The sequence below is a fragment of the Aeromonas sp. R10-1 genome (assembly GCF_040908465.1).
Classification (GTDB): domain Bacteria; phylum Pseudomonadota; class Gammaproteobacteria; order Enterobacterales; family Aeromonadaceae; genus Aeromonas; species Aeromonas caviae.
Genome location: NZ_JBFODT010000002.1, coordinates 40,870 through 63,458 on the forward strand (window position 1 = coordinate 40,870; position 22,589 = coordinate 63,458).

Annotated in this window: 23 protein-coding genes; 16 read left to right on the top strand and 7 right to left on the bottom strand. The window is 61.9% G+C overall.

Going from position 1 to position 22,589, the window contains the following annotated elements:
* Positions 1-8 precede the first annotated feature (8 nt).
* The 4 genes from AB5Y93_RS00180 to AB5Y93_RS00195 form a co-directional block, all read right to left on the bottom strand.
* Entirely contained in the window at positions 9-1,796 is a 1,788-nt protein-coding gene (locus tag AB5Y93_RS00180; RefSeq protein WP_368228611.1) for an EAL domain-containing protein, read from the bottom strand.
* A 106-nt stretch (positions 1,797-1,902) separates the two neighbouring features.
* On the bottom strand, positions 1,903-2,271 hold the full coding sequence (locus tag AB5Y93_RS00185) for a hypothetical protein (protein WP_368228612.1): 369 nt from the start codon (positions 2,269-2,271) through the stop codon (positions 1,903-1,905).
* A 7-nt stretch (positions 2,272-2,278) separates the two neighbouring features.
* Complete coding sequence (gene torD, locus AB5Y93_RS00190) at positions 2,279-2,947, bottom strand: molecular chaperone TorD (protein WP_039040303.1); 669 nt, start codon at positions 2,945-2,947, stop codon at positions 2,279-2,281.
* Between the two features lie 150 nt (positions 2,948-3,097).
* A complete protein-coding gene (locus AB5Y93_RS00195) occupies positions 3,098-3,385 on the bottom strand; it encodes a hypothetical protein (protein ID WP_069652090.1) in 288 nt (95 codons plus the stop codon).
* Positions 3,386-3,726: 341 nt separating this feature from the next.
* On the opposite strand from AB5Y93_RS00195, the gene glyA reads away from it, so the two are divergent.
* The 14 genes from glyA (at position 3,727) to AB5Y93_RS00265 (ending at position 17,966) form a co-directional block, all read left to right on the top strand.
* A complete protein-coding gene (glyA, locus tag AB5Y93_RS00200) occupies positions 3,727-4,980 on the top strand; it encodes a serine hydroxymethyltransferase (protein ID WP_368228613.1) in 1,254 nt (417 codons plus the stop codon).
* 87 nt (positions 4,981-5,067) lie between these two features.
* A complete protein-coding gene (locus tag AB5Y93_RS00205) occupies positions 5,068-5,502 on the top strand; it encodes a hypothetical protein (protein ID WP_052224829.1) in 435 nt (144 codons plus the stop codon).
* Positions 5,503-5,636: 134 nt separating this feature from the next.
* Entirely contained in the window at positions 5,637-6,086 is a 450-nt protein-coding gene (nrdR, locus tag AB5Y93_RS00210; protein ID WP_010675395.1) for a transcriptional regulator NrdR, read from the top strand.
* Positions 6,087-6,363: 277 nt separating this feature from the next.
* A complete protein-coding gene (gene ribD / locus AB5Y93_RS00215) occupies positions 6,364-7,473 on the top strand; it encodes a bifunctional diaminohydroxyphosphoribosylaminopyrimidine deaminase/5-amino-6-(5-phosphoribosylamino)uracil reductase RibD (protein ID WP_010675394.1) in 1,110 nt (369 codons plus the stop codon).
* A 55-nt stretch (positions 7,474-7,528) separates the two neighbouring features.
* Complete coding sequence (locus AB5Y93_RS00220; protein ID WP_324034849.1) at positions 7,529-8,182, top strand: riboflavin synthase; 654 nt, start codon at positions 7,529-7,531, stop codon at positions 8,180-8,182.
* Between the two features lie 137 nt (positions 8,183-8,319).
* Positions 8,320-9,429 (top strand): bifunctional 3,4-dihydroxy-2-butanone-4-phosphate synthase/GTP cyclohydrolase II, encoded by a 1,110-nt coding sequence (gene ribBA, locus AB5Y93_RS00225; protein ID WP_039040299.1) that lies wholly within the window; start codon positions 8,320-8,322, stop codon positions 9,427-9,429.
* A 133-nt stretch (positions 9,430-9,562) separates the two neighbouring features.
* A complete protein-coding gene (ribE, locus tag AB5Y93_RS00230; RefSeq protein WP_010675391.1) occupies positions 9,563-10,033 on the top strand; it encodes a 6,7-dimethyl-8-ribityllumazine synthase in 471 nt (156 codons plus the stop codon).
* Positions 10,034-10,047: 14 nt separating this feature from the next.
* Positions 10,048-10,461 carry a transcription antitermination factor NusB gene (gene nusB, locus AB5Y93_RS00235; RefSeq protein ID WP_010675390.1) on the top strand — a complete coding sequence of 138 codons (414 nt, stop codon included), beginning with the start codon at positions 10,048-10,050 and terminating at the stop codon, positions 10,459-10,461.
* A 57-nt stretch (positions 10,462-10,518) separates the two neighbouring features.
* On the top strand, positions 10,519-11,478 hold the full coding sequence (thiL, locus tag AB5Y93_RS00240) for a thiamine-phosphate kinase (RefSeq protein WP_043153245.1): 960 nt from the start codon (positions 10,519-10,521) through the stop codon (positions 11,476-11,478).
* On the top strand, positions 11,475-11,963 hold the full coding sequence (locus AB5Y93_RS00245; protein ID WP_128313240.1) for a phosphatidylglycerophosphatase A: 489 nt from the start codon (positions 11,475-11,477) through the stop codon (positions 11,961-11,963). Before thiL ends, AB5Y93_RS00245 begins: the two co-directional genes overlap by 4 nt.
* A gap of 647 nt (positions 11,964-12,610) precedes the next feature.
* Positions 12,611-14,335: an ABC transporter ATP-binding protein gene (locus AB5Y93_RS00250; protein WP_010675387.1), complete on the top strand. Its 1,725-nt coding sequence runs from the start codon at positions 12,611-12,613 to the stop codon at positions 14,333-14,335.
* 58 nt (positions 14,336-14,393) lie between these two features.
* Complete coding sequence (locus AB5Y93_RS00255) at positions 14,394-15,950, top strand: ABC transporter substrate-binding protein (protein WP_010675386.1); 1,557 nt, start codon at positions 14,394-14,396, stop codon at positions 15,948-15,950.
* 96 nt (positions 15,951-16,046) lie between these two features.
* Positions 16,047-17,021 carry an ABC transporter permease gene (locus AB5Y93_RS00260; RefSeq protein ID WP_039040297.1) on the top strand — a complete coding sequence of 325 codons (975 nt, stop codon included), beginning with the start codon at positions 16,047-16,049 and terminating at the stop codon, positions 17,019-17,021.
* A 3-nt stretch (positions 17,022-17,024) separates the two neighbouring features.
* A complete protein-coding gene (locus tag AB5Y93_RS00265; RefSeq protein ID WP_029314771.1) occupies positions 17,025-17,966 on the top strand; it encodes an ABC transporter permease in 942 nt (313 codons plus the stop codon).
* 221 nt (positions 17,967-18,187) lie between these two features.
* Here the strand turns inward: AB5Y93_RS00265 and dxs are convergent, their stop codons facing one another.
* Genes dxs through xseB form a run of 3 tightly spaced genes read right to left on the bottom strand, consistent with a single transcriptional unit; the run spans position 18,188 to position 21,217 of the window.
* On the bottom strand, positions 18,188-20,053 hold the full coding sequence (gene dxs / locus AB5Y93_RS00270; protein WP_368228614.1) for a 1-deoxy-D-xylulose-5-phosphate synthase: 1,866 nt from the start codon (positions 20,051-20,053) through the stop codon (positions 18,188-18,190).
* A gap of 21 nt (positions 20,054-20,074) precedes the next feature.
* Positions 20,075-20,965 (bottom strand): (2E,6E)-farnesyl diphosphate synthase, encoded by an 891-nt coding sequence (gene ispA / locus AB5Y93_RS00275; RefSeq protein ID WP_043153237.1) that lies wholly within the window; start codon positions 20,963-20,965, stop codon positions 20,075-20,077.
* Positions 20,966-21,217 carry an exodeoxyribonuclease VII small subunit gene (xseB, locus tag AB5Y93_RS00280; RefSeq protein WP_010675381.1) on the bottom strand — a complete coding sequence of 84 codons (252 nt, stop codon included), beginning with the start codon at positions 21,215-21,217 and terminating at the stop codon, positions 20,966-20,968.
* A 234-nt stretch (positions 21,218-21,451) separates the two neighbouring features.
* On the opposite strand from xseB, the gene pomA reads away from it, so the two are divergent.
* Both pomA and AB5Y93_RS00290 read left to right on the top strand, forming a co-directional pair.
* Complete coding sequence (gene pomA / locus AB5Y93_RS00285; RefSeq protein ID WP_029314770.1) at positions 21,452-22,210, top strand: flagellar motor protein PomA; 759 nt, start codon at positions 21,452-21,454, stop codon at positions 22,208-22,210.
* 10 nt (positions 22,211-22,220) lie between these two features.
* On the top strand, positions 22,221-22,589 hold a 369-nt coding region (locus AB5Y93_RS00290; protein ID WP_368228615.1), incomplete at its 3' end, for a flagellar motor protein MotB.

Below are 22,589 nucleotides of genomic sequence, written 5' to 3' on the forward strand. Positions count from 1 at the left end.
GCCAAGGCTCAATGGCGGACGGGGAGCAGGGAAGGCAGGTGGGGTTCTGGCAGAGGATGGCTGAACAGGTAGCCCTGTCCCTCCTCGCAATGCAGGGATTGCAGGAACTGGCGCTGGGGCTGGGTTTCTATCCCTTCCGCCGTGACGGCCATGCCGAGGGAGCTGGCCAGCTGGACTATGGTACGGCACAGCTCGCGGCTGTGCTTGTCGTCGGGCAACGCCTGGACGAAGGCCCTGTCTATCTTGATGCGATCGATGGGCAGGCTCCTGAGCAGGCTCAGGGAGGAGAAACCGGTGCCGAAGTCGTCGATGGCGATCTGCACCCCCAGGGCCTTGAGACGGGTGAAGAGCCGCAGACTGTGATCCACGCTCTGGATGATGCTCTCGGTCACCTCGACCTCCAGCCGCTCGGCAGGAAAACCGGTCTCGGCCAGAATGGCTGTCACCCGCTCCACGTAGTCGTGGGAGCGCATCTCCCTGACCGACACATTGACCGAGAGTCTGGGCACGGCGAGCCCTTCGGCCAGCCACTGCTGTCCTTGCCGGCAGGCGGTGCGCATAACCCATTCGCCCAGCGGTTCGATGAGACCGCACTCCTCTGCCACCGGAATGAAACGGTCCGGGGATATCATGCCAAGGCTGGGATGCTGCCAGCGGATCAGGGCCTCCAGGCCGCTGAGATGACCATCCGCCAGATCCGTCATGGGTTGGTAGAGTAGGCGGAACTGTTGCTGCTCAATGGCCTTGAGCAGTCCCTGCTCCAGCAGCATCCGCTCCCTGGTCTGTGCCGTCATGTCGGGGGAGTGGAACAGATAGCCGTTGCGGCCACGGCGCTTGGCTTCATGCATGGCGTTGTCCGCCGCGCTGATGAGGCTGTCCGGGGTCTGGCCATGCTCCGGATAGAGGGAGACGCCGATGCTGGCGGAGAGCCTCACCCGCTCCTGGCCGATGTCGGCGGGATCGTGCAGCCTGCGTTGCAACCCCTCGATGAGACCCAGCAGATCCTGGGTCTCCCTGATGGCGGGCAGCAACACCAGAAATTCGTCTGCCCCCAGCCGGATGGCGATGTCTCCGGGGCGCAGACAGTGGCGAATGCGGTCTGCCGACAGCTTGAGCAGCAGATCGCCGGCACTGTGCCCCAGGTTGTCGTTGATGAGCTTGAAGCCGTCGAGATCGATGAACAGCAGCGCCAGGACGTGGTGGTTCACCCTGGCCGTCTCTATCTCCAGGGTGAGGCGCTCTTGCAGCAGATGGCGATTGCCGAGATCGGTGAGGGGATCGTAATAGGAGAGGTGCTGCAAGCGGGCTTCGGCCTGATAGAGACGCAGTGCATGGCGGTGGGTCATCTCCTGCAGGCCGGGGGACGCGGGTGCGTCGAGGTGGGGGCCTGTCTGCGCGGATTCCCTCATCACGAGGAAGATGCCGCTGAAGGAGCCGTCCTCATCCAGTACGGAGCTGACGCTCACTTGCCAGCGTGCCGGGGAGGGCGCGCGGGAGAGACCGACCATTTCCACCTCAAATGTGCATCGGGGGGGACCTTGCCGCAGTTGCTGAAACAGCGGGAGCAGCTGGGGAGTCTGGGCAGGGACAATGTCGAACAGCGTCTTGCCCGGGTGCTCTGCCCGCGCGAGGCCGGTCAGTTCGGCAAAGCGTCCGTTGACGTCGCGACACCTGAATTCGTGATCGAAGACTCCAATCCCGACGGGCGCCTGGGCGAACAGCTGTTGCAACTCGTGGGGAGAGAGCGGGCCTGACAAATGCCGTGTCGGAACCGATTCGGGCAGCACTTTTTCCATGGAGGCTCCTGAATTGATTGCTTTGTCATTTGGACGACTGTGTCAGTATGGCAGGAAGTGTCAGGAGAGAAAGAAAGTGTGAGAAGGGTGTGAAATCAACGAGCTGTCAGCCTTTCTGGCGGCCAAACGCCTGGATCCCGCGAACAAATACCAGCCAGCCCACCAGATGAAACGGCAACGCCATGGTGTAGAGCACCAGCCAGTGGCTCTCGGTGCCGCTGCTGTTGATGAAATCTGTCCAGGCGGCGAGCAGGGCCAGCATGCCCGCTATCTGGAAGCGGCGACGCAGCACCACTTCCACCCCGAGATTGGCGAGGTAGAGGGTCAGCAGGATGCCGGCAAAGCCGGTGAGCTGGGCGGTGCCGTAGAGCGCGCGGTCCGGGTTGAACAGCAGAGTCACGAGGGGAGTGAGACCCTGATCCAGCGGGATCAGGGCCAGCAGCCAGCATGCGATAAGAAGCAGGGCTGTCTTCATGCCGGGCTCAGTCGGCGGACGGTGCCGGTTTGACCAGGGAGAGGTAGTTGGCGTCCATCTTGAGGAAGACCCCCAGCAGGCGGGCACTGGCACCGTAGAAGCCAAACGTGTCGGCGGCCCGGCAGGCCTGCTCGAAGCGCTCGAACCAGCCCAGCAGGTGACCGTGCAGCAGGGACTCCTGCTCGCCAAGCCACGCCTCGCGCTGGTCGGCGGTGGTCGACTCGGCGGCGCGGATGATGAGGCTGCCCATCAGATCCAGCTCGATGGCCAGATGATCGGCAGGCTCATTGTATTTGTCGCTGACGTTGATGCCGAGGCGATCGAGGCGTGCCTGCATCTCGGTCATGGGGGCCTGCATCAGCTGCTTGCCTTCGCCCCGGTAGAGGGATTCGTAGGGCAGGGCACCCTGCCCGGGAGCGCTCAGGAACAGGCCTGCAAAGTCGGCGGCCAGGGCCGTCTGGCGCTCGGGGCGCACCAGCAGGCGGGCGATGGCGTCGTTGAGCTCGGCCACGGCTTCGCGCATGGGATCGAGGGTGGAGAGGCTCTTCAAGAAGCTGCGCACGTCATAGGTGTCGTATTCAGCGATCTGTGCATCACTGAGTTCGGCAGCAAACAGGGTGGAAAACCACCAGTAAAGCTCGGCCCGGCGTTCGCTGGTCGCCATGAATTCCTGCATTTTTCCTCCGTGGATGACAATCGGGAGCCTTGATGGCCCCCGATTCTAACGACTTTAAAAATAAAGGAAACTCATGGGGCCTTTTGGCCGGATAGCGCCAGGAGAGGGGGGCGCTATCGCGGGATCGCCGTGGGCGACGAGGAGGCCGACCTACTCCTCGACGCGATAGAGCACCTGCTTGCAACGGGGGCAGATGTGCTGGCGGCGGTAATCCATCTGGTGCACCAGGCCGACCTCCCGCTGCTGATGATGACCGCAATGGATGCAGAAAATGAGATCCCCGTCGGCGGCGCCGGGATGGGCCGCCAGGTACTGCTCCCGGGTGGGAAGTGTCTCCCAGTTGGCGGTGCAGGCACCCTTGCGGCTGCCGGTGTAGTAGACCCAGTAGAAGAGAGCGAAGACCGCGACAATCACGAACAGCATCAGATGATCCATCATGGCGTTTCCCCTTGTGTTCCGGGATGGCAGGAAGCGACACCCGCTCGTGCAGATGTCCCATGGCCTAAAGATGTTATCTGTTAGTAAATGCTATATCCATGATCTGGCTCTGGTTTCTATCACCTTGCCCGGGAAGCGGGGACGATGACGGGAGCCGGATTGCTGGTGTGGGGAGGCCGGGGGGATGAGCGAAGCCAGGGGGCGGGATTCGAAATTTGCGACGTATTTTACATTTTATAAACAATTTTTTGGGTGGTTGGACTGTCTCTTTGATCCAGCTCACGTTACAATGCGCGGGCCCACTTCACCTATCGCGCAAACGATTTTCAGGAGATAAACGGATGTTGAAACGTGACATGACCATCGCCGGCTATGATCCAGAGCTGTGGCAGGCCATCACAGACGAGACCCGTCGTCAGGAAGAGCACATCGAGCTGATTGCGTCCGAGAACTACACCAGCCCCCGCGTCATGGAAGCCCAGGGCTCCCAGTTGACCAACAAGTACGCCGAAGGCTACCCGGCCAAGCGTTACTACGGCGGTTGCGAGTATGTGGATGTGGTTGAAACCCTGGCCATCGAGCGCGCCAAAGAGCTGTTCGGTGCCACCTACGCCAACGTGCAGCCGCACTCCGGCTCTCAGGCCAACAGCGCCGTCTACATGGCCCTGCTGCAACCGGGCGACACCGTCCTCGGCATGAACCTGGCCCACGGTGGTCACCTGACCCACGGCTCCCCCGTCAACTTCTCCGGCAAGCTGTACAACATCATCCCCTACGGCATCGACGAGTCCGGCAAGATCGACTACGACGAGATGGAGCGCCTGGCCGTTGAGCACAAGCCGAAGATGATGATCGGCGGCTTCTCCGCCTACTCCGGCATCGTCGACTGGGCCCGCATGCGCGAAATCGCCGACAAGATCGGTGCCTACCTGTTCGTGGACATGGCCCACGTGGCCGGTCTGATTGCCGCCGGCGTCTACCCGAACCCGGTGCCCCATGCTCACGTGGTCACCTCCACCACCCACAAGACCCTGGCCGGTCCGCGCGGTGGTCTGATCCTCTCCGCCGCCGACGACGAAGATCTGTACAAGAAGCTGAACTCCGCCGTCTTCCCGGGTGGTCAGGGCGGCCCGCTGATGCACGTCATCGCCGGCAAGGCTGTGGCCTTCAAGGAAGCGCTGGAGCCCGAGTTCAAGACCTACCAGGCCCAGGTCGTGAAGAACGCCAAGGCCATGGCGGCGACCTTTATCGAGCGCGGCTACAAGATCGTCTCCGGCGGTACCGACAACCATCTGATGCTGGTTGACCTGATCGGTCGCGAGCTGACCGGCAAAGATGCCGACGCAGCCCTCGGCAAGGCCAACATCACCGTCAACAAGAACTCCGTACCGAACGACCCGCGTTCCCCGTTCGTGACCTCCGGCGTGCGTATCGGCACCCCGGCCATCACCCGCCGCGGCTTCAAGGAAACCGAGTCCATCCAGTTGGCCAACTGGATCTGCGACGTGCTGGACAGCCACGACAACGAAGAAGTGCTGGCGACCGTGCGCGAGAAGGTGCTGGACATCTGCCGCCGCTTCCCGGTCTACGCATAATCAGCCTGACCTTCAGGTTGAAGACCAATGCCACCCTCGGGTGGCATTGTTTTTTGCAGCGTCTGGCAAGATGAGACAGAGGTGATCATGTGCGATGACATGGAAGAGGACGTGCTGGAGGCGTCACTGCGGCAGACGGTTCGCGCCCAGTACCACTTTCGCGCCAGCGAACAGGGGCTGCTGGCCTGGGATGTGCGCCGCTTGATCCGGCTGAGCCGCAACCTGCCGGTGCAGGCGGTGGCACTCGGCGAGATTGCCGAGCTTGACCGCGACCACTGGTACGGCCATGGCGACGCCACGCCCACGGTGCGCAGCGTGGTGGCGCATTGCCAGCTCATGATGGCGGCGGATCTCGCCTATCCCATCCTGCTGGACAGCGCTGGTCGGGTGATGGATGGCATGCACCGGGTGGGCAAGGCGCTGATGCTGGGTCACAGCCATGTGGCTGCTCGCCGGTTCGCGGCGGATCCTGCCCCCGATTACCAGGATTGCGACCCCGAGGCGTTGCCCTATGACGACTGAGTCCTGCCCGAAGGTCTGGCTGGTTGTCCCTTGTTTTCATGGGCTTTTACCGGTTCTGGATGGCCGTGTTACACTGGCCGGCCTAGCGCCAGCCCCCGGGGCCCGCGCCCATTTTCATCCACGCCGGAGGTCAGATGCATTGCCCTTTCTGTAGTGCCGTTGATACCAAGGTGATCGATTCCCGTCTGGTGGCCGAGGGCCATCAGGTGCGCCGCCGTCGCGAATGCCTGCTCTGTCACGAGCGTTTTACCACCTTCGAAATGGCCGAACTGGTCATGCCCCGCGTCATCAAGTCCAACGGCTCCCGCGAGCCCTTCAACGAAGACAAACTGCGTGCCGGCATTCTGCGGGCGCTGGAGAAGCGGCCGGTGAGCATGGAGGCCATCGAGAAGGCGGTCAACCACATCAAGTCCCGCCTGCGGGCCACCGGTGAGCGGGAGGTGGCCTCCCAGCTGGTGGGCAATCTGGTGATGGATGAGCTCAAGAGCCTGGACAAGGTGGCCTACATCCGCTTTGCCTCCGTCTACCGCAGCTTTGAAGACATTCGCGAATTCGGGGAAGAGATCGCCAAGCTGGAGAAGTAACGTCGGCCTGTCGCTCCCTATGTGAATAAGAGAGGGGCTGCCGTTGCGGCAGCGCCAGTTGTTACACCAGTGAGACATCCAGATAGCGCATCGTTGCACTGGTGAAAAAGTATGAGGGCGTGCGGCCGCATCCTGCGATGTGTGTGCCCGTCGCCATGGCGTCAGATGCCATGGCCGATCTGCCCGAGAAGGCGTGCGGCAAGCGCGTACACCCTATTTTCTTGTCCCATCGGATGGCCGTGCCACGGGGGACAGGTTGCTGGACACAGGAGCCCGGATGTTTAGTCAAGACGATTACCAATGGATGAGCCGGGCCCTCGAACTGGCCCGGCGCGGCCGTTACACCACGGCCCCCAACCCCTGCGTCGGCGCCGTGCTGGTGAAGGCCGGCGTGGTGGTGGGGGAGGGCTGGCACAAGCGGGCCGGTGAGCCCCATGCCGAGGTCTATGCTCTGCACGCGGCAGGGGAAGAGGCCCGCGGTGCCACCGCCTATGTGACCCTGGAGCCCTGCTCCCATCATGGTCGCACGCCGCCCTGCGCCGAGGCGCTCATCAAGGCCGGGGTGACCCGGGTGGTGGCTGCCATGGTGGATCCCAATCCCCAGGTGGGCGGGCGTGGCCTGCGGATGCTCTCCGAGGCGGGGATCAAGACCGATTTCGGCCTGCTGGCCGCAGAAGCCGAGGCCCTCAACCCCGGTTTCTTCAAGCGGATGCGCACCGCGTTTCCGCTGGTGACGGTCAAGCTGGGGGCGAGCCTGGATGGTCGCACCGCCATGGCGAGTGGCGAGAGCCAGTGGATCACCTCTGCGGAGGCGCGCCGGGACGTGCAGCGACTGCGGGCCCGTCACGATGCGGTCCTCTCCAGCGCCGAGACCGTGCTGGCAGATGGCGCCTCCCTCACCGTGCGCTGGGACGAGCTGCCTCCCTCGGTCAAGGCGGTCTATCCCAAAGAGACCCTGCGCCAGCCACTGCGGGTCATCGTGGATTCGCAAAACCGGCTCACCCCGGATCTGCCCCTGTTCCAGAGCGAGAGCCCGGTACTGCTGGCCCGCCACAAGGCATCCGGTGAGTGGCCCGCCTGGGTGCAGCAGCTGGAGGTGCCGCTGCTGGATGGCAAGCTGGATCTGGTCAGCCTCTTCATGCTGCTGGCCAAACAGAACGTCAACTCGGTACTGGTGGAGGCGGGGCCGCGGCTGTGCGGCGCCCTGCTGGAGAAGGGGCTGGTGGACGAGCTGGTGCTCTATCAAGCGCCCAAACTGATGGGGGATGAGGGACGTGGCCTGTTCCATCTGCCGGGGCTGACCCGGCTGTTCCAGGCCCCCAAACTCAACCTCAAGGATGTGCGCATGCTTGGCCAGGATATTCGCATCACTGCTAAAATAGCCTGATTTTTCAATGTTCACGGGGGCATCCGTCGCCCCCGTCATCAGCAAGGTGATCTGCATGTTTACCGGAATTATCGAAGCGGTGGGAACCCTGGTCGAGCTGCGTCGCCAGGGGGAGGACATGGCCCTCACCGTGCACGCGCCGACCCTGGACTTCAGCGACGTCAAGCTGGGCGACTCCATCGCTACCAACGGCGTCTGCCTCACCGTGGTGGCGCTCGGGGATCACAGCTACACCGCCGACGTCTCCCTGGAGACCCTCTCCCGCACCGGTTTTTCTGCCGCCAAGGTGGGTGATCCGGTCAACCTCGAGAAGGCGTTGATGCCCACCTCCCGCCTCGGCGGCCACCTGGTCTCCGGCCACGTGGACGGCATCGGCGAGGTGAAGAGCAAATCGTCCAGCGGCCGCGCCATCGAATACTGGATCAAGGCGCCGGGGGAGCTCTCCCGCTACATCGCCGAGAAGGGGTCGATTGCGGTGGATGGCATCAGCCTCACCGTCAATGCGGTTCAGGGGGATCTGTTCCGGCTGACCATCGTGCCCCACACCGCCCAGGAGACCACCATCGCCCGCTGGAAACCCGGCTACCGGGTCAACCTCGAGGTGGACCAGATAGCCCGCTATCTGGAGCGGCTGATGACGGGCAAGCGCGAGGAGAGCAGTGTCTCTACCCTGACCCTGGAAAAGCTGGCCCAGTCCGGATTCTTGTGAGCCGTTTTGACGGGAAAACGCGGTTCTGTGATCCCGCGCGGATTGAAACGGGGCCGCGTGCCCCCATCTAGAGCACAATACGCAGTATCAAGTCGAGCCGACTGGCTCAATCCCCAAGCATGTTGATGGAGTAGCCCATGGCGCTGAGCACGACCCAGGAAATCATTGCCGATATCAAGGCTGGCAAGATGGTGATCCTGATGGATGACGAAGACAGGGAGAACGAAGGGGACCTGATCATGGCCGCCTCCTGTGTCCGCCCGGAAGACATCAACTTCATGGCGCGCTACGGTCGTGGCCTCATCTGCCTGACCCTGACCCGGGATCGCTGCAAGCAGCTGGCGCTGCCGCTGATGGTCGATCGCAACAATGCCCAGTTCTCCACCGCCTTCACCGTCTCCATCGAGGCGGCGGAAGGGGTGACCACTGGCATCTCCGCCGCCGACCGCGCCGTCACTGTACAGGCCGCGGTGGCGCCCCATGCCAAGGCCGCCGATCTGGTGCAGCCCGGCCACATCTTCCCGCTGATGGCGCAGGATGGCGGTGTGTTGACCCGCGCCGGCCACACCGAAGCGGGCTGCGATCTGGCCCGGCTGGCCGGCTTCGAGCCTGCCTCCGTCATCGTCGAGATCCTCAACGAAGACGGCACCATGGCCCGGCGCCCGGATCTCGAGATCTTCGCCGAGCAGCACGGCATCAAGCTCGGCACCATTGCCGACCTTATCGAATACCGCAACCAGCACGAGACCACGGTAGAGAAGGTGGCCGAGTGCAAGTTGCCCACCGAATACGGCGAGTTCGACCTCGTCACCTTCCGCGACACCATCGACAACCAGGTCCACTTCGCCCTGAAGAAAGGGGACGTGAAGGCCGACCAGCCGACCCTGGTACGGGTGCACCTGCACGACGTGCTGAGCGATCTGCTGCTCACCGACCGCCACAGCGCCCGCAGCTGGCCGCTGCCCAAATCCATGGCCCGCATCGCCGACGAGGGCGGGGTGCTGGTGATCCTGGGGGCGGAAGCCCATGGCGCCGAGCTGCTGGCCAGGGTCAAGGGTTTTGAAGCCGCCGACAAGGGGCTGGCGCCGGAAGGGGCCAAGTGGCAGGGCACCTCGCGCCGGGTCGGCGTCGGTTCCCAGATCCTCAAGGCGCTGGGGGTCGGCAAGATGCGCCTATTGAGCTCTCCCAAGAAGTACCATGCCCTCGGTGGCTTTGGTCTGGAAGTGGTGGAGTACGTCGGCGAGTAAGCGCTGCGTACGGTTGAATTCATCACCATGGCCGCCCGTTGCGGCCATGGTTTTTTGTCGCGGCTCTGTTGTGCTAGAATGCGTGCACTTTTGAGCCCGGCCCCTAATTGATTGCACAGAGACAGGATTTCCAATGAAGATTATCGAAGGAAATATCGCCGCTCCCGAGGCGCGTGTTGCTATTGTCGTTGCCCGTTTCAACAGCTTCATCAATGACAGCCTGGTGAACGGCGCGCTGGACGTGCTGAAGCGTCAAGGTCAGGTCCAGGAGAGCAATCTGACCCTGGTGCGCGTACCGGGGGCCGTCGAAATTCCCCTGGCGGCCAAGAAGCTGGCCAAGAGCGGTCAATACGACGCCATCGTCGCACTCGGCACCGTCATCCGCGGCGGTACCTACCACTTCGAACTGGTAGCGAGCGAGAACGGCAAGGGTCTGGCCCAGGTGATGATGGAATACGACATTCCCGTTGCCTTCGGCGTGCTGACCACCGAAAACATTGAACAAGCCATCGAACGCGCCGGTACCAAGGCGGGTAACAAGGGTGCAGAGGCTGCACTGAGCGCGCTCGAAATGATCAACGTCCTGAAACAACTGGACGTGTAACGAGGAGAAATGCATTGAAACCGTCCGAGCGCCGTAAGGCCCGCCATTGCGCCACCCAGGCCATCTACCAGTGGCAGATGACCCAGGCCAACGTGGGCGACATCGAAGAGCAGTTCAAGATCGATCAGGACACCAAGGGTGTGGACCTGAACTATTTCCGCGATCTGCTGTTCGGGGTTGCGGTCCACTGCAACGAGCTGGACAAGGTGTTCGCGCCTTTCCTCTCCCGTCCGCTGGAAGAAGTGGACATGGTGGACAAGGCGATCCTGCGTCTGGCGACCTACGAGCTGACCCGTCGTGAAGATGTGCCGCCGCGCGTGGTGATCAACGAAGCGATCGAGCTGGCCAAAGCCTTCGCCGCCGATGACAGCCACAAGTTTGTCAACGGCGTCCTGGACAAGGTGATCAAGACGCTGCCCAAGCGCTGATCCTGCTGTCCGTCAGCAATTAAGAGAGGAGCCAGCTTATTGCTGGCTTTTTACTGTATGGGTGAATTTGAGCTGATTGAGAAGTACTTCAAGGTCCCCCACGCCCGCAAGGACGTGGTGATGGGCCCTGGAGATGACTGTGCCCTGCTGACCCTGCCCCCCGACGCCCAGTTGGCGGTGAGCACGGACACCCTGGTGAGCGGCGTGCACTTCTTCCCCGACATGGATCCGGTGGATCTCGGCTACAAGGCGCTGGCGGTCAATCTCTCCGATCTGGCCGCCATGGGTGCCGAGCCGCGCTGGGTCTCCCTGGCCCTGACCCTGCCCGCCATCAACGAGCGCTGGGTCGCCGGTTTCGCCGAAGGGTTCCTCGAGCTCGCCGAGTACTACAACGTGGCGCTGGTGGGGGGGGACATGACCCGCGGGCCCCTCTCCATCACCGTCTCGGTGAAAGGATCGGTCCCGGCAGGTCGCGCCCTGCTGCGCAGCGGCGCCAAGGCCGGTGACGGGGTCTACGTGACCGGTACCCTGGGAGATGCCGCCCTGGCGCTCTCCCACCTGCTGGGCAAGCGCACCCTCAACGAGAACCAGCTGGCGGCCGTGCTGCCGCGCCTCGACCATCCCCATCCCCGCATCCTGGCCGGTCAGGCCCTGCGCGGGCTGGCCAGCAGCGCCCTGGATCTCTCCGACGGCCTGGCGTCTGATCTCGGCCACATCCTCAAGGCGTCCGGCGTGCGGGCCCAGATCGATCTCAACCTGCTGCCCCTCTCCCCCGTGTTGCAGGATGCAGTGCCGGCCATGGATGCCTGGCAGCTGGCCCTGGCCGGGGGCGACGACTACGAGCTCTGCTTCACCGTGCCCCAGGAGCATCACGGCGCCCTGGACACGGCGCTGGCCAATTGTGGCGTGAAGTTCACCCGCATCGGTCGCATCCTGGCCGGGGAGCCTGGTATCGACTACCTGCAGGACGAACAACCCGTCGAACTGCACCTCAAGGGCTGGGATCACTTCGCATGATGTCTTTCAAGATAAAGCCCGAACTGACGCGGCTGAGCCTTAAAAACCCGCTCCACTTCCTGGCGGTTGGGTTTGGCTCCGGCCTCTCCCCCAAGGCGCCGGGCACCATGGGGACCCTGGCAGCCATCCCGCTCTATCTGTTGGTGAGCGGGCTGCCGACCTCCTGGTTCATCGCCCTGCTGGTGGTGGGTTTCGTGGCGGGCATCCGCATCTGCCAGAGCGCCACCGACGCCATCGGGATGCCGGATCACGGGGCCATCGTCTGGGACGAGGTCATCGGATTCGGGGTCACCATGATTGCGGCCCCGGCCGGCTGGGAGTGGGTGCTGGCGGGTTTCGTGCTGTTTCGCCTGTTCGACGTGCTCAAGCCCTGGCCCATCTCCTGGTTCGATCGCCGCATTCACGGCGGGCTTGGCATCATGCTGGACGATCTCATCGCCGGCCTGTTCGCCCTGGCCTGCATGCAACTGCTTGCCCACTGGTGAGGGGAGGCGGCTCCCGAACGCCCGTCTCGTTGTTTTTTCACTCATCTCCTCTTGCAAAGAGGTCGGATATACCGCACACGCAGGCCCTGAGGGGCCTGCGTTTTTTTGTATGCAATCCCTCCCGGCTTGCCGTGCCGGCGGGCCTGTGGCCCAGGTTGATCCTTCTGCATTGTCCCTATTTAGCTCTGCCTATTTTTCCTTACTCCGGATATGCTGCCGTCAAAAAATCATTTCACATAAATATTCACTACTCATTCGAAGCTGGTCAGCATAATGCTGATAGTGAATAAGATGGTTTGTTGCTATTTTGTTGAAACATAATTGGTTGATGGTCTCGCAATGCCAGCGTAATCTCTGGTAATGTGACTTTTATCGACATTTTAACCCCAGGGTGTCGGCATTCTCTGGGCAAAGTATTGCGAAATTGTATAACTGGATCATTTACACCCGCGGGCAAACCGACTAACTTACTCGCGGGTTATTCCAAAAAAATGCAAAAAACCCGCCCGGATCGCTGGTTTGGCTGCCTCATGGATTGAGCGTTAATTACACAACAACGGCTCTCGAGCAGTACCAAGGCACAACCAGCATCTGCGGCTGATTTACGGACGAATTATTTGGGACGGATGTCCCCCGCAGAGGTAACCATGTCCTTGCTTGAAGTCAAAAACTTGCGGATCGAGTACCCCTCCCGCTACGGGGTGCTTGCCGCGGTCAAGGATCTCTCTTTTTCTGTTGAAAAGGGCGAGATCGTCGGCGTCGTCGGTGAGTCCGGCGCTGGCAAATCCACCATCGGCAACGCCGTCATCGATCTGTTGAGCCCGCCCGGTCGCATCGCCCGTGGTGACATCTACCTCAACGGCGAGCTCATCTCCGGGAAGAGCCAGAACGAGATGCGGGCCATTCGCGGCTCGCGCATCGGTTTCATCTTCCAGGATCCCATGACCTCCCTCAACCCGCTGTTCACCGTGGAGCAGCAGCTGGTGGAGACCATCCTCGCCAACACCGACCTGTCCCGCGAGGCGGCCTTTGCCAAGGCCCTCGAGCTGATGGGGGCGGTGGGGATCCCGAACCCGGACGTGCGCATCAAGCAGTATCCTCACCAGTTCTCCGGTGGCATGCGCCAGCGGGTGGTGATCGCCATCGCCCTCTCCGGGGATCCCGAGCTCATCATCGCCGATGAGCCGACCACGGCGCTGGACGTCTCCATCCAGGATCAGATCCTCCAGCTCATCCGCAACCTCTGCAAAGAGCGTCAGGTAGGCTGCATGCTGGTGACCCATGACATGGGTGTGGTCTCCAACGTCACCGACAAGGTGGCGGTGATGTACCGCGGCGATCTGGTGGAGTTCGGCACCACGGAACAGGTGCTGGGCCGCCCCAATCACCCCTATACCCGCAGCCTCATCTCGGCGGTTCCCCGCTCGGATGTGAAGCTGGTGCGCTTCCCCCTGGTCTCCTATATCGAGGATGCCGGTGCGGCGGATACCAGCATCGATCTCAAGACCCACTGGCTCGGCCAGAGTCAGGACGAGCGCACCTATGAAGGCGCGCTGCTGCGGGTGGAGAACGTGGATCTGAAGTTCGTCACCAAGGATTCCATCTTCCCGAGCCGCCGCCAGTACGTGCGCGCCTGCAACAACATCAGCTTCGAGATCTTCGAGGGTGAGACCTTCGGTCTGGTGGGGGAGTCGGGCTCCGGCAAATCCACCATCGCCCGTGCCATCACCGGGCTCTATCCGCCCGATACCGGCAAGATTGTCTTCGAGGGGATCGATCTCACCGCCCTGAAAGGGGAGCACGAGCGTCGTCCCCTGCGCCGCCAGATGCAGATGGTGTTCCAGAACCCGTATTCTTCGATGAACCCGCGCATGAAGGTGCGTGACATCATCGCCGAGCCGATCCGCTTCCACCGCCTCGCCGAGAGTGAGCGGCAGATAGAGCAGATCGTCGGGGACCTGCTGGATCACGTGGGCCTGGGCCGCGGCGCCGGGGTCAAGTATCCCCATGAGTTCTCCGGTGGTCAGCGCCAGCGCATCTCCATTGCCCGCGCCCTGGCGACCCGCCCGCGCTTCCTCATCTGCGACGAGCCCACCTCGGCGCTGGATGTTTCGGTGCAGGCCCAGATCCTCAACCTGCTCAAAGACTTGCAACAGGAGCTTGGGCTCACCATGCTGTTCATCAGTCACGATCTGCCGGTCATCCGCCAGATGTGCGACCGCATCGGTGTGATGCAGCACGGTCATCTGGTGGAAGTGGCCGAGACCGAGAAACTGTTCACCAATGCCGAGCATGAGTACAGCCGCAAGCTGATCTCCCTCATGCCGGAATTCAAGGGAATGTCCCGCGAGGGGCTGGAAATCGCAAGCTAGGAAAGCACCGGCTCGCCGGTTTGTCTGTCAATAAAAAGCCAAAAGCATGGAGAAAGACATGAAGAAAGGATTATCCAAGATCGCCATGGCGCTGTTCGCCGCTGGTCTCGCGTTCAACGTTTCTGCTGCCGACATCAAGGTCGCCGTCGCGTCCGACGCCACCTCGCTGGACCCGCAGGAGCAGCTCTCCGGTCAGACCCTGGAGATGTCTCACCTGGTGTTCGACCCCCTGATGCGTTACACCCAGGATCTGCAGTTCGAGCCGCGTCTGGCCGAGAAGTATGAGCGCATCGACGACAAGACCGTCCGTTTCCACCTGCGCAAGGGTGTGAAGTTCCACTCCGGCAACGACTTCACCGCCGATGACGTGGTATGGACCGTCAACCGTCTGAAGGCCTCCCCGGACTTCAAGGCGATCTTCGACCCCATCGCCGAAGCCAAGAAGGTGGATGATTTCACCGTGGATCTCGTCACCGCCAAGCCGTTCCCGCTGGTACTGCAGACCGTCACCTACATCTTCCCGATGGACTCCAAGTTCTATAGCGGCAAGACCGAGGCGGGCAAGGACAAGGCCGAGATCGTGAAGAACGGTGACTCCTTCGCCTCCACCAATGTCTCCGGTACCGGTCCGTTCAGCGTCAAGTTCCGCGAGCAGGGCGTGAAGCTGGAATACGTGCGCAACGCCAACTACTGGGACAAGGCCTCCAAGGGCAACGTCGAAAACCTGACCGTGGTACCGATCAAGGAAGACGCCACCCGTGTTGCAGCCCTGCTGGGCGGCGACGTGGACATGATCTACCCGGTTGCCCCGAACGATCTGGAGCGCGTGAAGAACGGCAAGGATTCCCAGCTGGTCACCCTGTCCGGTACCCGTGCCATCATCATCGAGCTGAACCAGAACACCAACCCGGCGCTGAAAGACAAGCGCGTGCGTCAGGCGATCAACTACGCCATCAACCAGGTGGGCATCGTCGACAAGATCAACAAGGGCTTCGGTACCCCGGCCGGCCAGCTGAGCCCGAAAGGCTACGCAGGCTACAACGAGGCGCTCAAGCCCCAGTATGATCTGGCCAAGGCCAAGGAGCTGATGAAGGAAGCAGGTTACGAGAAGGGCTTCAAGATGAGCTTCATCTCCCCGGCTGCCCGCTACGTCAACGACGTCAAGATTGCCCAGGCCGTCTCCGCCATGCTGTCCAAGATCAACATCAAGGTGGATCTGAAGACCATGCCGGTGGCCCAGTACTGGCCGGAGTTTGACAAGTGCGCCGCTGACATGCAGCTGATCGGCTGGCACTCCGACACCGAAGACAGTGCGAACTTCTTCGAGTTCCTGACCTTCACCAAGGATGCCAAGACCGGCATGGGTCAGTACAACTGCGGCGGTTATGCCAACGCAGAAGCTGACAAGATGGTGATGGAAGCCAACACCGAGACCGATCCTGCCAAGCGTGCCGCCATCCTGCAGAAGGTGGAAGCCATGCTGATCGACGACGCTGCCTATGTGCCGCTGCACTGGGAAGACCTGGCCTACGGTGCCAAGAAGAACGTCGACATCAAGCCGGTGGTCAACGTGATGAACTTCCCTTATCTGGGTGACCTGGTGGTCAACAAGTAAGCGAAGCGTTTAAGGAAGGACCCGGCGGGGCACCCATGGTTGCCCCGCCATTAACAGAAGCCTGTGCCAAGACACAGGCCACGTAGAAGGACAAGCATGTTTACATTCCTGCTGAAACGGTTCTATCAGGCCGTGATAGTGATGTTCGTCATCAGCCTGGTCGCCTTCTCCATCCAGGACAACCTGGGGGATCCGCTGCGCGAGCTGGTGGGACAATCCGTCTCCGAGTCCGTGCGCCAGGAGCTGCGCGACAAGATGGGACTCAATGATCCCTTCCTCGTGAAATACAGCCGCTTCTTGAAGAACGCGGTACACGGGGATCTGGGCACTTCCTATTTCTTCAAGCGACCAGCCCTCGAGGTTATCCTCGACAAGCTGGTGGCTACCCTTGAGCTGGTGTTTGCCGCCGCGCTCATCATCGTCGTGGTCTCCATTCCGCTGGGGGTTTATTCGGCGATAAGACCGCGCAGCATCCTCACCAAGGTCATCATGGCGGTGAGCAGCATCGGTATCTCGATCCCGGTCTTCCTGACCGCCATCATGCTGATGTACCTCTTCTCCATCCAGCTGGGCTGGCTGCCGGCCTATGGCCGTGGCGAGACTTACAACCTGCTGGGCTGGGAGTCGGGATTCTTTACCTGGGACGGTATCCTGCACCTGGTGCTGCCTGCGGTCTCCCTCTCCTCCATCATGCTGCCGCTGTTCATCCGGCTGGTGCGCTCGGAGATGCTGGAGCAGCTCTCCTCCGAGTACGTCAAGTTTGCCCGTGCCAAGGGGCTGGACAACAACAAGGTCTACTACCAGCACGCCCTGAAGAACACCATGCTGCCGGTCATCACGGTGGGCGGTGTGCAGATCGGGACCATGGTGGCCTACACCATCTTGACCGAGAGCGTGTTCCAGTGGCCGGGGACCGGCTTCCTCTTCCTTGAGGCGATCCACCGGGTCGATACGCCGCTGATCACCGCCTACGTCATCTTCGTCGGCCTCATTTTCGTGGTGACCAATACCCTGGTCGACCTGCTCTACGGGTTGATCAACCCGACCGTCAACCTGACCGCCAAGGGGTAACAGATGACTAATGCTGTAACTGCAAGCCCAAGCCGTTGGGCACGCTTCAAAAATTCCGACATCGTCTACTACTTCCTGCGGGACAAGGTAGCCATGTTCAGCTTTGCGGTGTTTGTGGTCTTCGTGCTGGCGGCCCTGCTGGCACCCTGGATCGCACCGCACAACGTCTATGACCAGACCAGCTTCGATCTGATGGATGCGGAGCTGCCCCCCTCCTGGCTGGAAGGGGGCGAGGCCCGCTTCTGGCTCGGGACCGACAACCAGGGACGCGACATCTGGAGCACCATCCTCTATGGCGCCCGCATCTCTCTGACCATTGGTCTGTTCGCGGTGGGGCTGCAGCTGGTGCTCGGTATCGTCATCGGTCTGATGGCCGGTTACTTTGGTGGTCGCATCGACAACCTGCTGATGCGCTTTGCCGATGTGCAGCTGTCGTTCTCCACCATGATGGTGGCGATCATCATCTCCGCCATCTTCCAGGCGACCTTTGGCTCCGAGTTCTACTCGAAGTTCGCCATCCTGATGCTGGTGGTGATCATCGGTATCGCCGAGTGGCCCCAGTATGCCCGGACGGTACGCGCCTCCGTGCTGGCGGAGAAGAAGAAGGAGTATGTGGAAGCAGCTCAGGTGATGGGGTTCCGCGCCCCGCGCATCATGTTCCGCCACATTCTGCCGAACTGCCTGTCACCCATCCTGGTCATCTCCACCGTGCAGGTGGCGAACGCCATCATGAGCGAGGCGGCCCTCTCCTTCCTGGGTCTGGGGATGCCGGTTGATCAACCGTCCCTGGGGTCGCTCATCAGCGTGGGCTTCAACTACATCTTCTCCGGCTCCTGGTGGATCACCGCCTTCCCGGGCCTCTGCCTGGTGGTGCTGGTGCTGGTGATCAACCTGCTGGGTGACTGGCTGCGAGATGTGTTCAACCCGAAGATCTACAAGGGCTGATAAACCTATCCACGAACTGGCTGCGAGGCCGTGATCAAGGTTCATGTGCTGCTCGCTTATGTGGAACCAAGGAGTGCTCAGGTATGTCTCGGTTCCTGAGCGGCTTGTAACCTTGTTGACGGCCTTCTCGCGACAGTGTGTGAGCAGGTTTGGTCTGGCACAGTGAATAACAAAAAAGGGCGCCATCAGGCGCCCTTTTTTGTTGCTTGCGATAACCCTTGTCAGGCTTGCAGCCAGCTCTCGATGCGGGTCTGAATGCCCACGCTGTCCAGCTCCAGCAGGGCGTAGATCTCATCCTGGGTGCCCTGCTCGATGAAGCGGTCCGGCAGGCCGAGGTTGAGCACCGGTTTGCACTGCTTGCAGCCCATCAGCAACTCGTTCACCGCAGAGCCTGCACCGCCCATGATGGCGTTGTCCTCGAGGGTGACGAACTGATCGTGGGAGGCGGCCAGAGAGAGCACCAGCGCCTCGTCCATGGGTTTGACGAAGCGCATGTCCACCAGGGTGGCATCCAGCGCCTCGGCGGCTGCTCTGGCCTGTTGCAGCAGGGTGCCGAACGCCAGGATGGCGGTCCCCTTGCCCTCGCGAACGACACGTCCCTTGCCGAGGGGCAGGGCCTGCATCTCGCTCTCGGCCTGGATACCGGTGCCGCTGCCACGGGGGTAGCGCACCGCCGCTGGCCCGTTGCACAGATAGCCGGTGTAGAGCATCTGACGGCACTCGTTCTCGTCGGACGGGGTCATCACCACCATGTTGGGCACGGTGCGCAGGAAGCTGATGTCGAACGCCCCCTGATGGGTCGGGCCGTCGGCCCCCACCAGACCGGCCCGGTCGATGGCGAAGAGCACCGGCAGGTTCTGCAGCGCCACGTCGTGGATAAGCTGGTCATAGGCCCGCTGCAGGAAGCTCGAATAGATGGCGACCACGGGTTTCTGGTCGGCGATGGCGAGACCGGCGGCGAAGGTGACCGCATGTTGCTCGGCGATGGCCACGTCGAAGTAGCGATCCGGATATTGCTGGCTGAATTTCACCAGACCGGAGCCTTCGCGCATGGCGGGGGTGATGCCGACCACGCGCTCGTCCTTGGCGGCGATGTCGCACAGCCACTGACCGAAGATGGCGGAGAAGGTGGGTTTGCCACCGGCGCTCTTGGGCAGGGCACAGTCATCCGGGTTGAATTTGGGGACGGCGTGATAACCGATGGGATCTTTTTCCGCCGGCTCGTAGCCCTTGCCCTTCTTGGTCTTGACGTGCAGCAGCTGGGGACCCTTGAGGTTGCGCATGTTGCGCAGGGTTTCGACCAGGGCATGGATGTCGTGACCGTCGATGGGGCCGATGTAGTTGAAGCCGAACTCCTCGAACAGGGTGCCGGGCACCACCATGCCCTTGAGGTGCTCCTCGGCCCGCTTGGCGAGCTCCTTGACCGGCGGCAGACCCGCCAGCACCTTCTTGCCCCCCTCGCGAATCGTGGTGTAGAGCTTGCCGGACATCAGCCTGGCGAGGTGATTGTTCAGGGCTCCCACGTTCTCGGAGATGGACATCTCGTTGTCATTGAGCACCACCAGCATGTCCTTGTGGACGTCGCCGGCGTGATTGAGGGCCTCGAAGGCCATGCCGGCGGTGATGGCGCCATCACCGATGACCGCGACCACCTTGCGGCCAAGCCCTTCGCTCTCGGCCGCCACCGCCATGCCGAGCGCCGCCCCGATGGAGGTGCTGGAGTGGCCCACGCTGAGCACGTCGTACTCGCTCTCTTCCCGCCAGGGGAAGGGGTGCAGGCCATCTTTCTGGCGAATGGTGTGAATGCGCTCCCGTCGTCCGGTCAGGATCTTGTGGGGATAGGCCTGGTGGCCCACGTCCCACACCAGCCGATCGAAGGGGGTGTTGTAGACATAGTGCAGGGCGACCGTCAGCTCGACGGTGCCAAGGCCGGAGGCGAAGTGGCCGCTGGAGCGGCTCACCGAGCGCAGCAGATACTCGCGCAGCTCGTTGCACACCACGGGCAGCCGCTCGAAGGGGAGGGATCGCAAATCGACCGGCGTGTCCGCGAGGGCCAGGTTGGGGAAATCGCTAATATCAACGCTCATATTGTTACTGTTATCCAGCGTTTAGTGGGTTCGCTCGATGATGTAATCGGCAAACGCTTCCAGAATGTCGGTATTGTAGGGCAAGGATTGCAGGGCTGTTAAGGCCTTGTCATGCAGTTCGCGAGCCAGCTCACGGGCATTGTCGAGTCCGAGCAGGGCCGGATAGGTACTCTTTTCCAGCGCCAGATCCGAGCCTTGCGGCTTGCCCAGGGTGGCGGTATCGCCCGTGATGTCGAGGATGTCGTCCTGCACCTGGAAGGCGAGTCCGATGGCGGCGGCAAAGGTTTGCAGGGCGGTGAGGGTGGCGGGTTCCACGTCAGCCTTGCACAGGGCCCCGAGGGTCACGGCGCACTCGATGAGGGCCCCGGTCTTGTGGCGGTGCACCTGTTCCAGCTCGCCGAGGCTGATCCGGCGCCCTTCGGCGTCCAGATCCAGTGCCTGACCGCCACACATGCCGAGATAGCCGGACGCGCGGGCCAGGGCACTCAGCATCCGCACCCTGTTGGCCATCAATGTATCGGGCATGGGGTGGTCGGCCAGAATGGAAAACGCCAGGGTCTGCAGGGCATCGCCCGCCAGGATGGCTGTGCCTTCATCGAAGGCCTTGTGTACGGTGGGCTGACCACGACGCAGGTCGTCGTCATCCATGGCGGGCAGGTCGTCGTGCAGGAGGGAGTATGCGTGAATGCACTCCACGGCGGCGGCGGGGCCATCCAGCAGTTCGCTCTTGACGCCCAGCATCTCGCCGACGGCATAGACCAGGAAGGGGCGCACCCGTTTTCCACCGAGCAGCAGGCCGTATTTCATCGCGTCCCGCAAACGTGGCGCCATGGCGGGCAGGGCGTCAAGCTGTGCCGAGAGGCAATCGTCGATGCGGCGCCGATGCAGGCGGGAGAAATCGTCCAGGGTCACTCACTCCTCTCCTTGTTCTGCTCGAAAGGGGACCGCTTGCTCGCTGCCATCGGCCTGGGTCAGGAGGATCTGGATCTTCTGTTCGGCCTGTTCCAGCTTCTGCTGGCCGGCACGCACCAGATGGATGCCCTGTTCGAATTGTTTGAGTGCCTCCTCGAGGGGGAGCGAGCCCTGTTCGAGTTGATGCACTATGGTTTCCAGCTCTTCCAGGGTGGCATCAAAACTCAGACGGTCGATTTTTTTACTGGCCATGTCCATCCTCGGGGATTGAAAAAAACGGCTCATCTTAACATCGACCGGCCACAGGGGGGAGGCAGAAAAACGCGGCGTCCTCAAACTATCCTGACCCTGGCCGATAAGAACGGGCATGCAACCACGCATTGCCGATCGGCGATTGCGGTGTGCCGGGCTTGCTGCCGGGGACGCAATAGCAGAAAATTCAACGCAATATAATGAGACGGCACGTTCGGCGACAGGAGTAGGGATGTGGATTTAGGGAGTCTGATAGGCTTAGTGCTGGGGTTCGGGGTCGTGGTGTACGGCATGTTGCTGGGCGGCCCCATGAGCATGTATGTGGACATGCCATCGGTCTACATCACCATACTGGGGTCCGTGTTCATCTGCATGATGAAATTCAACCTCGGCCAGTTTCTGATGGCCTTCAAGGTCGCGGGCAAGGCCTTCATGTACAAGGGGGACAAGCTCGACGATCTCATCACCAAGGCGGTGGAACTGGCGGATGCTGCCCGCAAGGGGGGCTTTCTGGCTCTGGAGGCGGCAGAGATCCCCAATACCTTCATGAAGAAGGGCATCGACATGCTGGTGGACGGCCATGATGCCGACGTGGTGCGTGCGGTGATGGAGAAGGACATCGAACTGACGTCCGAGCGTCACGCCACGGCCATCAAGGTGTTCCGCTCCCTGGGGGATCTCGGCCCGGCCATGGGCATGATCGGTACCCTGGTGGGGTTGGTGGCCATGCTGGCCAACATGAGCGACCCCAAATCCATCGGTCCGGCCATGGCGGTGGCCTTGCTGACGACCCTGTATGGCGCCATCGAGGCCAACATGATTGCCATCCCCATCGCGGACAAGCTGGAACTGCGCAGCGGCGAGGAACAGTTGAGCCGCACCCTGATCCTCGACGCCATCATGGGAATCCAGGATGGACAGAACCCGAGGGTGATCCAGGCCATGTTGCAGAACTACCTGAATCAGTCCAAACGCAACAACGGGACCGAATAGGAGCGCACAGATGGCAAAGTGCAAGTGCCCGCCTCCCGGATTGCCCGGTTACATGGGAACCTTCGCGGATCTCATGTCTCTGCTGATGTGCTTCTTCGTGCTCTTGCTCTCCTTTGCCGAGATGGATGTGCAGAAGTTCAAGCAGATCGCCGGTTCCATGGAGAAGGCGTTCGGGGTGCAGAACATCCTGGAGGTCAAGGATATCCCCAAGGGAACCTCCGTCATCGCCCAGGAGTTTCGTCCTGGTCGCCCCGAGCCGACGCCTATTGACACCATCATGCAGCAGACCATCGACATGACCCAGACCGAGCTGGATTTCCAGCCTGGGGATGCGGACAAGGCGGGTGGACATGACAAGACCGAAGGCCAGCAGAGCGGT

Excerpts from the sequence above, each read along its gene's own strand:
- AB5Y93_RS00180 (WP_368228611.1), bottom strand. The coding sequence starts at position 1,796 with ATGGAAAAAGTGCTGCCCGAATCGGTTCCGACACGGCATTTGTCAGGC.
- AB5Y93_RS00185 (WP_368228612.1), bottom strand. The coding sequence starts at position 2,271 with ATGAAGACAGCCCTGCTTCTTATCGCATGCTGGCTGCTGGCCCTGATC.
- torD (WP_039040303.1), bottom strand. The coding sequence starts at position 2,947 with ATGCAGGAATTCATGGCGACCAGCGAACGCCGGGCCGAGCTTTACTGG.
- AB5Y93_RS00195 (WP_069652090.1), bottom strand. The coding sequence starts at position 3,385 with ATGATGGATCATCTGATGCTGTTCGTGATTGTCGCGGTCTTCGCTCTC.
- glyA (WP_368228613.1), top strand. The coding sequence starts at position 3,727 with ATGTTGAAACGTGACATGACCATCGCCGGCTATGATCCAGAGCTGTGG.
- AB5Y93_RS00205 (WP_052224829.1), top strand. The coding sequence starts at position 5,068 with ATGTGCGATGACATGGAAGAGGACGTGCTGGAGGCGTCACTGCGGCAG.
- nrdR (WP_010675395.1), top strand. The coding sequence starts at position 5,637 with ATGCATTGCCCTTTCTGTAGTGCCGTTGATACCAAGGTGATCGATTCC.
- ribD (WP_010675394.1), top strand. The coding sequence starts at position 6,364 with ATGTTTAGTCAAGACGATTACCAATGGATGAGCCGGGCCCTCGAACTG.
- AB5Y93_RS00220 (WP_324034849.1), top strand. The coding sequence starts at position 7,529 with ATGTTTACCGGAATTATCGAAGCGGTGGGAACCCTGGTCGAGCTGCGT.
- ribBA (WP_039040299.1), top strand. The coding sequence starts at position 8,320 with ATGGCGCTGAGCACGACCCAGGAAATCATTGCCGATATCAAGGCTGGC.
- ribE (WP_010675391.1), top strand. The coding sequence starts at position 9,563 with ATGAAGATTATCGAAGGAAATATCGCCGCTCCCGAGGCGCGTGTTGCT.
- thiL (WP_043153245.1), top strand. The coding sequence starts at position 10,519 with ATGGGTGAATTTGAGCTGATTGAGAAGTACTTCAAGGTCCCCCACGCC.
- AB5Y93_RS00245 (WP_128313240.1), top strand. The coding sequence starts at position 11,475 with ATGATGTCTTTCAAGATAAAGCCCGAACTGACGCGGCTGAGCCTTAAA.
- AB5Y93_RS00250 (WP_010675387.1), top strand. The coding sequence starts at position 12,611 with ATGTCCTTGCTTGAAGTCAAAAACTTGCGGATCGAGTACCCCTCCCGC.
- AB5Y93_RS00255 (WP_010675386.1), top strand. The coding sequence starts at position 14,394 with ATGAAGAAAGGATTATCCAAGATCGCCATGGCGCTGTTCGCCGCTGGT.
- AB5Y93_RS00260 (WP_039040297.1), top strand. The coding sequence starts at position 16,047 with ATGTTTACATTCCTGCTGAAACGGTTCTATCAGGCCGTGATAGTGATG.
- AB5Y93_RS00265 (WP_029314771.1), top strand. The coding sequence starts at position 17,025 with ATGACTAATGCTGTAACTGCAAGCCCAAGCCGTTGGGCACGCTTCAAA.
- dxs (WP_368228614.1), bottom strand. The coding sequence starts at position 20,053 with ATGAGCGTTGATATTAGCGATTTCCCCAACCTGGCCCTCGCGGACACG.
- xseB (WP_010675381.1), bottom strand. The coding sequence starts at position 21,217 with ATGGCCAGTAAAAAAATCGACCGTCTGAGTTTTGATGCCACCCTGGAA.